Annotated in this window: 10 protein-coding genes and 1 pseudogene; 4 read left to right on the forward strand and 7 right to left on the reverse strand. The window is 65.2% G+C overall.

The genetic code is table 11. The features are described from left to right. Position 1: 1 nt before the first annotated feature. On the forward strand, positions 2 to 1,522 hold the full coding sequence (locus tag HV675_RS11665; RefSeq protein WP_175111061.1) for an efflux transporter outer membrane subunit: 1,521 nt from the start codon (positions 2 to 4) through the stop codon (positions 1,520 to 1,522). A gap of 335 nt (positions 1,523 to 1,857) precedes the next feature. On the opposite strand, the gene HV675_RS11670 is transcribed toward HV675_RS11665, so the two are convergent. Next, positions 1,858 to 2,448: a hypothetical protein gene (locus HV675_RS11670; protein ID WP_175111062.1), complete on the reverse strand. Its 591-nt coding sequence runs from the start codon at positions 2,446 to 2,448 to the stop codon at positions 1,858 to 1,860. 160 nt (positions 2,449 to 2,608) lie between these two features. Further along, positions 2,609 to 4,018 carry a nucleobase:cation symporter-2 family protein gene (locus HV675_RS11675; protein WP_175111063.1) on the reverse strand — a complete coding sequence of 470 codons (1,410 nt, stop codon included), beginning with the start codon at positions 4,016 to 4,018 and terminating at the stop codon, positions 2,609 to 2,611. A 423-nt stretch (positions 4,019 to 4,441) separates the two neighbouring features. On the opposite strand from HV675_RS11675, the pseudogene HV675_RS11680 reads away from it, so the two are divergent. After that, positions 4,442 to 5,858, forward strand: a pseudogene (locus HV675_RS11680) (xylulokinase). A 511-nt stretch (positions 5,859 to 6,369) separates the two neighbouring features. Here HV675_RS11680 and HV675_RS11685 read toward each other — a convergent pair. Continuing rightward, complete coding sequence (locus HV675_RS11685; protein WP_175111064.1) at positions 6,370 to 6,693, reverse strand: hypothetical protein; 324 nt, start codon at positions 6,691 to 6,693, stop codon at positions 6,370 to 6,372. Positions 6,694 to 6,846: 153 nt separating this feature from the next. After that, positions 6,847 to 7,644, reverse strand: a complete 798-nt coding sequence (locus HV675_RS11690) for an enoyl-CoA hydratase/isomerase family protein (RefSeq protein ID WP_175111065.1) — start codon at positions 7,642 to 7,644, stop codon at positions 6,847 to 6,849. Positions 7,645 to 7,985: 341 nt separating this feature from the next. On the opposite strand from HV675_RS11690, the gene HV675_RS11695 reads away from it, so the two are divergent. Together HV675_RS11695 and fghA are read left to right on the forward strand one after the other, a co-directional pair. After that, entirely contained in the window at positions 7,986 to 9,092 is a 1,107-nt protein-coding gene (locus HV675_RS11695; RefSeq protein WP_175111066.1) for an S-(hydroxymethyl)glutathione dehydrogenase/class III alcohol dehydrogenase, read from the forward strand. 11 nt (positions 9,093 to 9,103) lie between these two features. After that, positions 9,104 to 9,949, forward strand: a complete 846-nt coding sequence (fghA, locus tag HV675_RS11700) for an S-formylglutathione hydrolase (RefSeq protein WP_175111067.1) — start codon at positions 9,104 to 9,106, stop codon at positions 9,947 to 9,949. 155 nt (positions 9,950 to 10,104) lie between these two features. Here fghA and HV675_RS11705 read toward each other — a convergent pair whose 3' ends face one another. The 3 genes from HV675_RS11705 to HV675_RS11715 are packed head-to-tail and all read right to left on the reverse strand — an operon-like array spanning position 10,105 to position 12,813. After that, positions 10,105 to 10,887: a metal ABC transporter permease gene (locus tag HV675_RS11705; RefSeq protein ID WP_175111068.1), complete on the reverse strand. Its 783-nt coding sequence runs from the start codon at positions 10,885 to 10,887 to the stop codon at positions 10,105 to 10,107. Beyond that, positions 10,880 to 11,857 (reverse strand): ABC transporter ATP-binding protein, encoded by a 978-nt coding sequence (locus tag HV675_RS11710; protein ID WP_175111069.1) that lies wholly within the window; start codon positions 11,855 to 11,857, stop codon positions 10,880 to 10,882. The genes HV675_RS11705 and HV675_RS11710 overlap by 8 nt, the downstream gene beginning before the upstream one ends. A gap of 11 nt (positions 11,858 to 11,868) precedes the next feature. Next, positions 11,869 to 12,813 carry a metal ABC transporter solute-binding protein gene (locus tag HV675_RS11715; RefSeq protein ID WP_175111070.1) on the reverse strand — a complete coding sequence of 315 codons (945 nt, stop codon included), beginning with the start codon at positions 12,811 to 12,813 and terminating at the stop codon, positions 11,869 to 11,871. Positions 12,814 to 12,835 lie beyond the last annotated feature (22 nt).

Raw genomic sequence — 12,835 nt, forward strand, 5'->3', positions numbered from 1 at the left:
GATGCTCAAACACACTCTGATCGCAGCATCGGTCGCGCTGCTGGCCGCCGGCTGCACGATGGCGCCGAAGTACGAGCGTCCGGCGGCGCCGGTGTCGGGCACGTTCCCGCAGGGCGGCGTGTACGACACCCAGCCGGCGCCGGCATCGGGTGAACGTTCCGCGCACGGCGCGGCCGCCACCGACCTCGGCTGGCGCGACTTCTTCGCCGACGAGCGTCTGCAGCAACTGATCGAAATCGCGTTGAAGAACAACCGCGATCTGCGCGTGTCCGTGCTGAATATTCAGGCGGCGCGCGCGCAGTATCAGATCACGCGTGCGGAACTCTTCCCGAGCATCGAAGCAGCGGCTTCGCAGTCGAAGTCGCGTACGCCGAAAAATCTGTCGTTTCAGAACCAGACGATTTCCAACGAGTATTCGGTGGGCGTCAACGCGTCGTGGGAGATCGATTTCTTCGGCCGCATCCAGAGCCTGAAGGATCAGGCGCTCGCGCAGTATCTCGCGACCGCGCAGGCGCGCAAGGCGGCGGAGATCGCGCTGGTGTCGTCGGTGGCGGATCAGTACGTGTCGATGCTCGGTTTCGACGAGGCGCTGAAGGTCACGCAGAACACGCTGCGTACCGCGCAGGATTCGTACAACATCACGAAGCTGCAGTACGAAACCGGCACCGGCTCCGAGCTCGACCTGCGTCAGGCTGAAACCGTCGTCGAACAGGCGCGTGCGAACCTGCAGACCGAGGCACGCGCGCGCGCGCAAGCGGAAAACGCGCTTGTGCTGCTGATCGGCGAACCGCTGCCGGCCGATTTGCCGCAAGGCCGCACGCTAGGCGACCAGGATCTGCTGACCGATATCCCGGCCGGCTTGCCGTCCGACCTGCTGACGCGCCGTCCCGACATCATGGAAGCGGAGCAGAATCTGCTCGCCGCGAACGCGAATATCGGCGCCGCGCGCGCCGCGTTCTTCCCGCGCATTTCACTGACCGGCAACTTCGGCACGTTGAGCCCGACGCTCGGCGGCCTGTTCAAGGCGGGTTCGGCGGCGTGGGGCTTCGCGCCGCAAATCACCGTGCCGATCTTCGAAGGCGGCGCGAATATCGCGAACCTCGACCTCGCACACGTGCAGAAGAACATCCAGATCGCGCAGTACGAAAAGGCGATCCAGACTGCGTTCCGCGAAGTCGCCGATGGCCTCGCCGCGCGCGGCACGTTCGATCAGCAGATCGCCGCGCTCGAACGCGACACGTTCGCCGAGCAACGGCGGCTCGACCTGTCGGAACTGCGCTATCGGAATGGCGTCGACAGCTACCTGTCGGTGCTGACCGCGCAGACCGATCTGTACTCGGTGCAGTTGCTGCTCACCGATGCACGCGTGCAGCGTCTGTCGAACCTGGTCGACCTGTATCAGGCGCTGGGCGGCGGCTGGATCGAGCGGGCCGGCGAAACGCCGCGGCCAGCCGATGCGCCAATGGACTACGGTGATGCACCGGCGGCTCCCGTGCCCGCATCAGCCGCCGCGGCCGGCTGATGATGAACCGTTGGCCAGTTGGCCGGGTTGACGGAGGGGGAACGCGGGGATAGAATCTGTGCTTGAAAACTACGTACAAGCGAGTGCGAAAAACGTAGCGCCGCCCGGGTGACCGGGTCCCACCATGGAGTGGGAGTTCTGCGGCAACGCAGATAGAGAACCTCGCATACGACGGCCACCGAAAGGTGGCCGTTGGTCTTTCTGGATCGGTATTTCGGTATGCAAGGCGCGCGGCCATGCGCTTTTAGCGCACTGCTAGTGGCTTGCATTCGCGCGACTTGTGCGGCTTGCGCGGCTTGCGCAATTCGCCATTCGCCGGCCCGCTGACGGGCCCACTATCCACGAATTTTCTTGCCCAGGTAGGTTGCACGCAACAGCGTGGTAAAGCCGACTCGTCGAGCGCCGGTTTGGCGCTTCGTCAGCCCTTCGTTCAGCAGATACGCAGACTGAATGCGCAAGATCATCCTGCGCTTGCGGCTCTTGTCTTTTTGCGCTTCAAAGAATATTGCGTAGAGCGAAGTCGTACCGTCGGCGTTCACGCTTTCCACCGTGACAAAATTCGGTTGTCTTTCGTCGGCTAGCACGATGCGACGTGACGGTAAGCTCATCACGACATCTCTTAAGAAACGTTTGGATAGTTCGTATCTCTGAGGATCGAGAACGCGTTGCTCTCTGCCGTCGTCGTAGATTTCATGTGCGGGTATCAGCGCTCGTGGGCGCTTGTCCCAACGAAAACCGTGTGTAAAGCAATGGCACGAGAACAGCACCAGCACGGTGATGTCGGCATCGAGCCCAAGATCCATTTTGAGCGTGAACGCGTCGAGATGGCTCAGGTCCCATCGAACGCCGTGAAACGTCAACTCGCGAAAGCGATGTGCGTGTTCGGGCGAATCGACGACGGCGGCCTGTAGTGCGTGTTGCGACATTGCATCGAATGGAAGGGCGAGCGGTCCATTCTATGAATGCCGCTTCATTGCCACCATTCAGCCAAATGGCCAGGTGCGGCGCGCCACTGCCGCATCTTCTTGCGCAATACTCCCGTATCCGTCGCGTGTTCAACCGTGCATCGCCCGTTGCGTCGCGATGTCAGTCGGCTGCCCGCATCATGCCGTCGCCGGAGGCCGCGTCGCGTTGATCGACCGCCGTCTCGAAGTCGTGTGCCGCGCGGCGGATGTCGCGCGTTGCGGCACGTTCGTCCCGCACGCCGTTGAAGATCAGATTCAGCACGACTGCTGAGACGGACGCGAGCAGAATCCCACTGTGCAGCAGCGGCGACAGCGCCGGCGGCAATTTCTCGAAGAAATGCGGCGATACGACCGGCACGAGTCCCAGTCCAATGCTGACCGCGACGATAAAGAGGTTGTGATGATGCTTCGCAAAGTCGACCTTCGACAACACCTTGATGCCGTTTGCCGCCACCATGCCGAACATCACGATGCCGGCGCCGCCGAGCACGAACGCGGGCACCGATGCGACGACCTGCGCCATCTTCGGAAACAGTCCGAGCAGCACCAGAAGCACGCCGCCCATCGCGCACACGTAGCGGCTCTTCACGCCGGTGACGCCGATCAGTCCGACGTTCTGCGAGAACGACGTATGCGGGAACGAGTTGAAGATGCCGCCGATCAGCGTGCCCAGGCCATCGACGCGCAAGCCGCGCACCAGCGTCTTCTGATCGACGGGCCGCCCGACCATGTCGCCGACCGCGAGGAACATGCCGGTCGATTCGATAAACGTGACGAACATCACGGTGACCATCGTGGCGATCGACAGCGGATCGAAGTGCGGCAAGCCAAAGTGAAACGGCATCACGAATCCGACCCAGGGCGCGCTCGTCACGCCCTCCATATTCACGCGGCCGAGCAGGGCCGCGAGCGCAAAGCCGGCGACGATGCCGAGCAGCACCGAGATGTTCGCAATAAAGCCCTTGCCGAACCGGTTGATCAGCAGGATCAACATCAGCACGGCGAGCGAGAGCCCGAGATAGACCGGATTGCCGTAGTCCGGATTGCCGACGCCGCCCGCGGCCCAGTTGATGCCGACTTCCATCAGCGACAGGCCGATGACCGAAATCACGACGCCGACCACGACCGGCGGGAAGAAGCGCAACAGCTTGCCGATCGCCGGCGCGAGCAGAATGCCGATCACGCCTGCGGCGATCGTGGAACCGAAGATGTCGAGAATACCGAGATTCGGGTTGGTGCCGATCGCGATCATCGGGCTTACTGCGGCGAACGTGCAGCCCATGATGACCGGCAGCCGGATGCCGAAAATCCAAAGGCCGAGCGTCTGAATCAGGGTCGCGATGCCGCATGAGAACAGATCGGCGCTGATCAGAAACGCGATCTGGTCCTTCGGCAGTTTCAGTGCGCCGCCGATGATCAGCGGGACGGCAACCGCGCCCGCGTACATCACGAGTACGTGCTGGATGCCGAGTGTCAGCAGCCGGCCCGCGGGCAGGCGTTCGTCGCACGGGTGGACCGTGTTCGCGCGCATTGTCTCTCTCCATATCGATTTAGGAATATTCCTAACGGTATGCGCGCTGAAAAAGCGCAACAAGACTGCTGCCGGCTATTCCGGGCTTCGCGCCGCTGATATGCGGTGAGCGCGCTGGAGCCATAGCGAGCGTGCACAGCGAGGCCGTAGTGTGGTGTAGCGCGCCCGGGCCGGGCATGCGCGGCCCGCATCCGCCGCTGCGCCTGCCTCGCGATGACAGCGCGTGCATGCACCGATCGCCATCCGCACCGGGGACGTATCGCGTTCGATATGATCTGTATCGGGCGGCGCGCATGCTGCGGTTATTGCGCATCGATGCGCATGAACGGGTTAACCCGCAAGCCGTGCGCGGGGTGCTTTTGGCGCGCAGGCTGTCGCGTCCTTCCATCCGTCATCTATTTCGACCGAACGGCTATCCCTCTTATGTCCTATCTCGGCATCGACCTCGGCACCGGTTCACTGAAACTCGCGATCGTCGACGACGGGGGTCGCGAGACGTCGATTGCAAGCGTGGCCTATGCAATCGACACGCCGCATCCGGGCTGGGCCGAAACGGATCCGCAGACCTGGTGGCGCGCACTGTGCGAAGCATCGGCGCGGCTGCCTGCGAACCAGCGCGCCGCGGTCGAGGCGCTTGGATTCTCCGGGCAAATGCACGGCGTCGTGCTGACCGGAGCGCGCGGCGAAGCTGTCCGTCCGGCGATGCTGTGGCCCGACACGCGCGCGCTCGCGCTGCTCGATGCGTGGCCGCAACCGCAGCCGAATCCGGTGGCGCCGGGTATGGGGTCCGCTGCTGCGCTGGGTCGCGCTGCACGAACCGCGCAGTGTCGAAAGCGCGCGCTGGGCATTGCAACCCAAGGACTGGTTGCGCGTTGCGCTGGGCGGCGCCGTGGCGACCGATCCATCCGACGCATGCGCGACCGCGCTTGCCGGGCCCGACGGCGTCTGGGACGTCGCTTTGCTCGAGCGGCTCGGATTGCCGCGGGAATGGTTCGCCGCGCTGGCGTCGTCGTCGGCAGTGAACGGCGTGTTGTCCGCCGATGCGGCACGCGCGCTCGGTCTGCGCGCCGGCATCCCGCTCGCAACCGGCGCCGCCGATACGCCATGCGCGGCGCTCGGCAGCGGTCTCGTGCGCGACGGCGATGCGCTGCTCACGACGGGCAGCGGCGGTCAGATCGTCGTCATGTCGACGGATGAGCCGGCGCCCGCGCAAGGCTTGCACCGCTACCGCGCGGCGACCGGACACTGGTACCGGATGGCGGCGATGCAGAACGTCGGCGTCGCGCTCGAGGCGGTGCGCGGATGGCTGTCGTACGAGTGGCGCGACGCTTACCGCGACGCGTTTGCCGCGGGCGCCGACGCCGAGGCCGGCGCGTTGACCTTTCTGCCGTATCTCACTGGCGAGCGCACCCCATGGCTCAACCCGGCCGCGCGCGGCGGCTGGCTCGGGCTTGCGCTGGGTGCGTCGCGTGGCGCGCTGATGCGTTCGGCTTTCGAGGGCGTCGCGTTTGCGCTGCGCGCGGGACTCGATGCGATCCGGCAAAGCGGCGCGACAGTCGATGCGTTGCGTCTTGCGGGCGGCGGCTCGGTCGATACGCGTTGGCGTCAGTTGCTCGCCGATGCGCTCGACGTCGAGCTGCATGCGGTCGATTGCCCGAACGCTGCGGCGCGCGGCGCGGCATTGCTCGGCGGTCTCGCGACCGGCCGTTGGCAGGCGCACGATCTTGCATCGCTCGCGCCGGCTGCGACGCGTGTCGCGGGGCCGGGCGGCGATCGGGCGATCGCCGCCCGCTATGCACGCTTTATCGATCTGTACGGCCGCGTCGAACCGTGGTTCTGACCCGCCGCGTGAGCGCAAGCCGCAGCGTATGAATGCGCCGCCGCGCAAGCGGCGCTCAATGCGGCAATGCGCACGATCGCATCGCACGCGGCCACACGACCACGCGCGCATAGATCGCGCTTATGAAATCTTCGCCCGCAACGCATCGAGCCCTGTCTTGAAGATGTCGTGGAACAGCGTGATGACCTCGTCATCGCTGACCCAGGAGCGCATCAACGTTTGGTCTGCGCCCGTTATTGCAGGGCTATCACGCAAGGTGCGAGGCACGGGCATGAAATAGATGGAATATCGCAAGCCGCCGGCACGTTGATCTTTACACCTCGCGTTCCGGATGATTACGATGACTGGCCGTACCCGGCTGATGCTGCGTGCCTATCTGATGACGGCCTCCGTTGCGGCCGCCTGCATTCAGTCGCTGATCGTGATGCCGATGATGTTTCTGTTTCGCGTGCCTGTCGAGACTTTCGAAACGGCCCGGTTTCGCATGCTCGCATTGCTTTTTGTAAGCGCGTCAGTGTTTGTTACGCGAGGCGTCGCGTCGTGTGCGTTCCATGCGGCGGTGCGCTGTGGGGGCGTGACGTTCGGGCACGCGGCGTGCGGCGATGGGGTCGCGTGCATTACGCCGGCATGTGCAAAGCGCAAGCTGATTGTGCTGCATCTTCATTTTGCGCGGATGCAATACGAAAACCTTGGCGATGCCGGTGCGCACGTGGACGCGGAAGCGGACGCGGATCGATCCGACCCGGGACATGTTCACTGCGACAGCGCGCCACGCGGGCACGATCGTTGTACGTGCAACAAACCCCGCATGCACGCCGTCAATCGATCGACTCAACGATAGCAACCCGGCACCGCAACAGGGTGCGCGCGGGGCCGCCTGGCGTTCCGCTTTGGGTCCGCATCGGGGTCCCGCATGAGGTCCGCTTGCAACGGGCTTATTCCTCGCGTGTCGTGTCGTGCCGTGACGCGTTCGCGCGTAGTGCGCGACTCATTCGCCGCGAAAGCACGGTTTGCGCTTTTCCGCGAACGCAGCGCGTCCTTCGCGGAAGTCAGCGCTTTGCGCGGCCTGATCGAGCAACTCCTCGACGATGCCGTCGCGCAGTGCGCCGTTGCCGGATGCAAGCGCATCGAGAATCGTCTTCGCCCCGGCAATCGTGAGCGGCGCGCAGTCCTTCAGGTGTGCGGCGAAGGTGAGCGCGGCAGCGAGCGGATCGTCGGCGATTTCGTCGACAAAGCCAATGCGCAGCGCGCGCGCCGCATCGAACTTTTCGGCGGCGTAGAGAATGCGCTTCGCATTCGCGAGGCCGACCAGCGACAGCAGCCGGCGCGTGCCCGCGATCCCATAGACGATCGACAGCTTCGCGGCCGGAATCGCAAACATCGCGCCCGGCGCCGCGAAGCGGAAATCGCACGACATCGCGAGATTGCAGCCGCCACCCATGCAGTATCCGTTGATCGCGGCGATCGTCGGCTTTGGCGACGCGGCGATCCGGTTGCAGCAGCCTTCATACGCGTGCTCGTAGTCACGCGCCTGCCCGGCGTTCGCGCGCACTGCGCCGAACTCCGAGATATCGGCGCCCGCGCAGAAGCTGTTCGCGGTGCCGGTCAGGACGATTGCGCGCACCTCGCGCTGCGCGCCCAGCGCATCGAAGGTGTCGCCGAGGCGCCGCCAAAGCGCGAGGGTAAGCGCGTTGCGGCGCGCCGCGCGGTTCAGCGTCACGCGCGCGAGGCCGTCGTCGATGGTCAACTGGATTGCATCGTCGGATGCCGGGGTCTGAATTGCCATGAGTTCGCGTTCCGAAAGGTCAATATGCCGCGCCGGCGGCGCAGGCGTAAGCGTGTACCACGCGGCTGTTGCCTCGATGTCCTCGGAGTATAGAGACGTGGGCGCGATATGAAAAAATACGCGGCTGAAACAGGCCGATAAGCCCGATTTGTTGCCCGGCCCGTCGTTCGGTATTGAACGCGACCCTCTTCCGGTCTTTACATAACGGCCTCGCGCCGCCAACATGCACGGTGCGCATGCCGGATGCGAATCTGCTGCGCGTCGCATACCGGTGACGGGGCCAGCGGCCCCGGCCTCACCCCATTCGCTATCCGCTTCGCCAGACACCAGGAGAACAGTGCATGAAGACCAAAGCCGCCATCGCATGGAAAGCCGGCGCACCGCTCACCATCGAGGAAGTCGATCTCGACGGTCCGCGTGCCGGCGAAGTGCTGATCGAGGTGAAGGCCACCGGCATTTGCCATACCGATTACTACACGTTGTCCGGCGCGGATCCGGAAGGCATTTTCCCGGCCATCCTCGGTCACGAAGGCGCGGGCGTCGTGGTCGACGTCGGGCCGGGTGTCGGCACGCTGAAGAAGGGCGATCACGTTATTCCGCTTTACACGCCCGAATGCCGCCAGTGCAAGTTCTGCCTGTCGCGCAAGACGAACCTGTGCCAGGCGATCCGCACGACGCAGGGCAAAGGCCTGATGCCCGATTCGACGTCGCGCTTCTCGCTCGGCGGCAAGCCGCTCTTTCACTACATGGGCACCTCGACGTTCTCGAATTACATTGTCGTGCCGGAAATCGCGGTCGCGAAGATTCGCGAGGACGCGCCGTTCGACAAGGTCTGCTATATCGGCTGCGGCGTGACGACCGGAGTCGGCGCGGTCGTCTATTCGGCGAAGGTCGAAGCGGGCGCGAACGTCGTCGTATTCGGTCTCGGCGGCATCGGGCTCAATGTGATCCAGGGCGCAAAAATGGTCGGCGCCAACAAGATCATCGGGGTCGATCTCAACCCGGCGCGCGTCGAGCTGGCGACGAAGTTCGGCATGACCGATTTCATCAACCCGAAGGAAGTCGGCAATGTCGTCGATCGCATCGTGCAGCTGACCGACGGCGGCGCCGACTACTCGTTCGAATGCATCGGCAATGTGAAGGTGATGCGCGACGCGCTCGAGTGCACGCACAAGGGCTGGGGGCAGTCGTTCATCATCGGCGTCGCGGCGGCCGGCGAAGAGATCAGCACGCGGCCGTTCCAGCTCGTGACGGGCCGCCAGTGGAAAGGCTCGGCGTTCGGCGGCGCGCGCGGCCGCACCGACGTGCCGAAGATCGTCGACTGGTATATGGAAGGCAAGATCAATATCGACGACCTGATCACGCATCATCTGCCGCTCGAGCGCATCAATGAAGGCTTCGACCTGATGAAGAAGGGCGAGTCGATCCGCTCGGTGGTGATGTACTAAAGGAGACCGCGATGCTTGAGACGCGCTCATCGCACGCCTGCCACGGCGGCGTGCAGCAGTTCTATCAGCACGAGTCGCGCACGATCGGCCTGCCGATGCGCTTTGCCGCGTATTTGCCGCCGCAGGCCGCGCATGGCAAGGTGCCCGCGCTGTTCTATCTCGCGGGCCTGACCTGTACCGAGGAGACGTTTCCGATCAAGGCCGGCGCGCAGCGCTTCGCCGCGCAGCATGGCATTGCGCTGATCGCGCCGGACACGAGCCCGCGCGGCGCCGGCGTGCCCGGCGAGAGCGATGCGTGGGACTTCGGCGTGGGTGCGGGCTTTTACGTCGACGCGAAGCGCGAGCCGTGGGCGAAGCACTACCGGATGTACTCGTACGTGCGTGACGAGCTGCGCGAGACGGTGTGCGCGAATCTGCCGATCGACGCAGCGCGCCTCGGCATCTTCGGTCATTCGATGGGTGGGCACGGCGCGCTGGTGCTGGCGCTGCGCAACCCGGACCTGTACCGGTCGGTGTCCGCGTTTGCACCGATCGCCGCGCCGATGCGCTGCCCGTGGGGTGAAAAGGCGTTGGGCGGCTATCTCGGCGCGCAGCGCGATGCGTGGCGCGAGTATGACGCGAGCGAACTGGTGGGGCGTGCGCCGGCGAAGTTCGCGGCGGGCATTCTGGTCGATCAGGGGCTCGCGGATCAATTTCTCGACCAGCAGCTCAATCCGGATGTGTTCGAGGCGGCGTGCGCTGCCGCCGGTCAGCCGTTGACGCTGCGGCGCCATGCGGGCTACGACCACGGGTATTACTTTATTTCGACGTTCGTCGAAGATCATCTCGCGCATCACGCGAAGGTGTTGCTCGCGTAGGGCACGCGGGCGGTGTAACGGCAACGGCGGCGTGGTGTTGCGCGTTACGCGCGGCGCGGGTGCCTGTTGTGGCATCGCATCGCATCGCGTCAGCGCGATATCTTTGACATGCGTGAGAACGTACGTGCGCAGGCACGCACGCCTGCCTGCGCATGTCAGCGCCGCGTCAGCAGACTGGCGCCGTACACCAGCGCCGCGAGCAGCGTGATCCAGAAGCTCGTCGGCCAGTCCGTGTAGAACGCGAGCGTGACGCCGAGCCACGCTTGCGCAAGCGCGAGCGCCGCGGCGAGCGCGAGGCCGATCGATAGTCGCGTCGTCATGTTCTGCGCGGCGGCGGCCGGACCGACCATCAGCGTGAACACCAGCAGCACGCCGACGATCTGCGTGCAGGCGGCCACCGCCAGCGCCGCGATCGCCAGAAACAAGACCGACACGAGCCGCAGCGATACGCCTTTCGCTTCCGCCAGTTCCGGCTGCAGCGAGGCGAACAGCAAAGGCCGCATGATGGCCGCGAGCGCAGCGAGGCTCACCACACCGATGGCCGCGAGCACCGCGAGCGTCGACGTGTTCACGCCGAGCACATTGCCGAACAGCAGCGCGGTGACCTGCGTCGCGTACGCGGTGAAGAAATGCAGAAACAGCAGCCCGAAGCCGAGCGAAAGCGACAAGGTCACGCCGATTGCGACGTCGCGGCCCGCGAGGCGCTCGCCGAGCGCGCCCATGCCGATGCCGGCGGCCAGCGTGAAGCCGATCATCCCCCAGATCGGCGAGACGCCGATCAGCACGGCGCCGGTCGCGCCGGTGAAGCCGACGTGCGACAACGCATGACCCGCGAACGTCTGCCCGCGCATCACCAGAAAGTAACCGACGATTCCCGACAGCACCGCGACGATCCCCGACGCCGCGAATGCGTTCACCATGAAGTCATATTCAAACATCGTGCGTGTGCCCGTCGCGTGACGTGTGGTGAGAGCGGTGGGCGTGGCCGTGCTTGTGCGTGCCGCCGCCCTGTTCGTGCCCATGACTGTGGCCGTGATCGCCGTCGTCTTCGTGCTCGTGGTCGTGCTTTTCCACTTCGACGTCGCCGGACATCACGAAGATGCGGCCGTTCATGCGGATCACGTCGATCGCCGACCCATAGAGGCGCGACAGCACTGGCTTCGTGATCACTTCGTCGACGGTGCCGAGCGCCGCGACGCCGTTGCCGAGATAGAGCACGCGATCGAGCGCATGCAGCAATGGGTTCAACTCGTGCGCGGAGAACAGCACCGCGATGCCGAGTTCCTGCTGCACGCGCCGCACCAGTTCGACGACGCTCTTCTGACGATGCGGATCGAGACTGATCAGCGGTTCGTCGAGCAGCAGCAGGCACGGATTGCCGAGCAGGCATTGCGCGAGCAGCAGCCGCTGCCGCTCGCCGCCGGACAGTTCCGACAGCGGCCGCTCGGCCAGCGCGCTCGCGCCGACCAGCTCGAGCACGCGCGCGACGTCGGCGCGCGTGCTGGCGTCCGCATGCGGCAGGCCCCAGCGGTGACCGTCCGCCGCCATCGCGACGAAGTCGCGCCCGCGCACGCGCCGGCCCGCGAGCGCGCTGCGCGTCTGCGGCATATAGCCGATCGACGGATTGCCGCAGACGACCGGTTCGCCGAGCACGCGCACGGCGCCTTGCGCGGCCGGCACGAGGCCGAGCACCGCGCGCATCAGCGTGGTCTTGCCGGCGCCGTTCGGGCCGAGCACGCCGATGAATTCGCCTGGCTGGATCGCAAAGCTCGTGTCGCGCAGGATCGTGCGTCCGCCGAGCTCGAGGGTCACCCGGTCGAGCTCCAGCACTGGCGCCGCATCTTGCACCGCGTCCTTCTCTGAAGAGGAGGCGGGAAGTGCGGGCGGCGGACGATCACTTTCGGTCATTGAGCCTTTCCTTATTTACCGGCGCCGCCGCCGGCCGCGAGCGCCACGCCGAGCGCGTCCAGTTGCACAAGCATCCATTGCTGGTAGTTCTTGCCCGCGAGTTCCGTTTCAGTGACGCTCATGGTCGGCACCTGCGATTGCTGCGCGAGCTTCAGCATCCGCCGGGTCAGCGCCTCGGTTGCCTGGCTGTTGTAGATCAGCACGCGCACGCGCTTCTCGCGCAAGTCGCGCTCGAACGCGGCGATATCCGACGCGCTCGCCTCGGTGTCGTTCATCGTCGCCAGCTGGAAACGCAGATTGCGCATATCGAGGCCGATCGCGTCTGACATATAGCCGAACACCGGCTCGGTCGCCGTGACCGGCACGCCCGCATAGCGGGCATGCAGCGCGGCGACCTTCGCGTCGATCGGCTTCAGCGAATCGAGAAACTTCGCGAGATTCGCATCGTACGCGCTCTTGTGCGCCGGGTCAGCGGCCTCGAGCGCGGCGCTCACCGCGCGGGCGACCTTCGGCATCGTCGCCGGGTCGTACCAGAGGTGCGGATTATCGCCGCTTTTCTTGCCGGTGAGGTCCGCCACCACGATCACCGTACGCTTCGTGCTCTTCGACGCGGCGAGCAGCTTGGCCATCCACGGATCGTAGTCGGCGCCGTTATAGACGACAAGGCTCGCATGCTGCAACGCGCGCGCGGTCTTCGGGCTCGCTTCGAACAGGTGCGGGTCCTGGTCCGGATTGCTCAGGATGCTGGTTACTTCGACGCGATCGCCACCTAGCTGCTGTACGACGTCGCCGTAGAAGTTCTCGGCGGCGACCACCGGCAGTTTGCCGCTCGCGGCAGGCGATGCGGCTTGCGCATGCGCCGCCTCACCGGCGCTGAGCGCGAGCGCCGCGGCGGCGACGAAGGTCGACAGTCTCAATGCGGCGCGCACCGCATTCCACTTCGGGTTGTTGTTCATTTGATGGGCTTGTTCAGGTTGA

This window comes from Paraburkholderia solisilvae (assembly GCF_902859875.1).
GTDB lineage: Bacteria > Pseudomonadota > Gammaproteobacteria > Burkholderiales > Burkholderiaceae > Paraburkholderia > Paraburkholderia solisilvae.

Coding starts and splice junctions, on each gene's coding strand:
- HV675_RS11665 (WP_175111061.1), top strand. CDS start 2: ATGCTCAAACACACTCTGATCGCAGCATCGGTCGCGCTGCTGGCCGCC.
- HV675_RS11670 (WP_175111062.1), bottom strand. CDS start 2,448: ATGTCGCAACACGCACTACAGGCCGCCGTCGTCGATTCGCCCGAACAC.
- HV675_RS11675 (WP_175111063.1), bottom strand. CDS start 4,018: ATGCGCGCGAACACGGTCCACCCGTGCGACGAACGCCTGCCCGCGGGC.
- HV675_RS11690 (WP_175111065.1), bottom strand. CDS start 7,644: ATGGCAATTCAGACCCCGGCATCCGACGATGCAATCCAGTTGACCATC.
- HV675_RS11695 (WP_175111066.1), top strand. CDS start 7,986: ATGAAGACCAAAGCCGCCATCGCATGGAAAGCCGGCGCACCGCTCACC.
- fghA (WP_175111067.1), top strand. CDS start 9,104: ATGCTTGAGACGCGCTCATCGCACGCCTGCCACGGCGGCGTGCAGCAG.
- HV675_RS11705 (WP_175111068.1), bottom strand. CDS start 10,887: ATGTTTGAATATGACTTCATGGTGAACGCATTCGCGGCGTCGGGGATC.
- HV675_RS11710 (WP_175111069.1), bottom strand. CDS start 11,857: ATGACCGAAAGTGATCGTCCGCCGCCCGCACTTCCCGCCTCCTCTTCA.
- HV675_RS11715 (WP_175111070.1), bottom strand. CDS start 12,813: ATGAACAACAACCCGAAGTGGAATGCGGTGCGCGCCGCATTGAGACTG.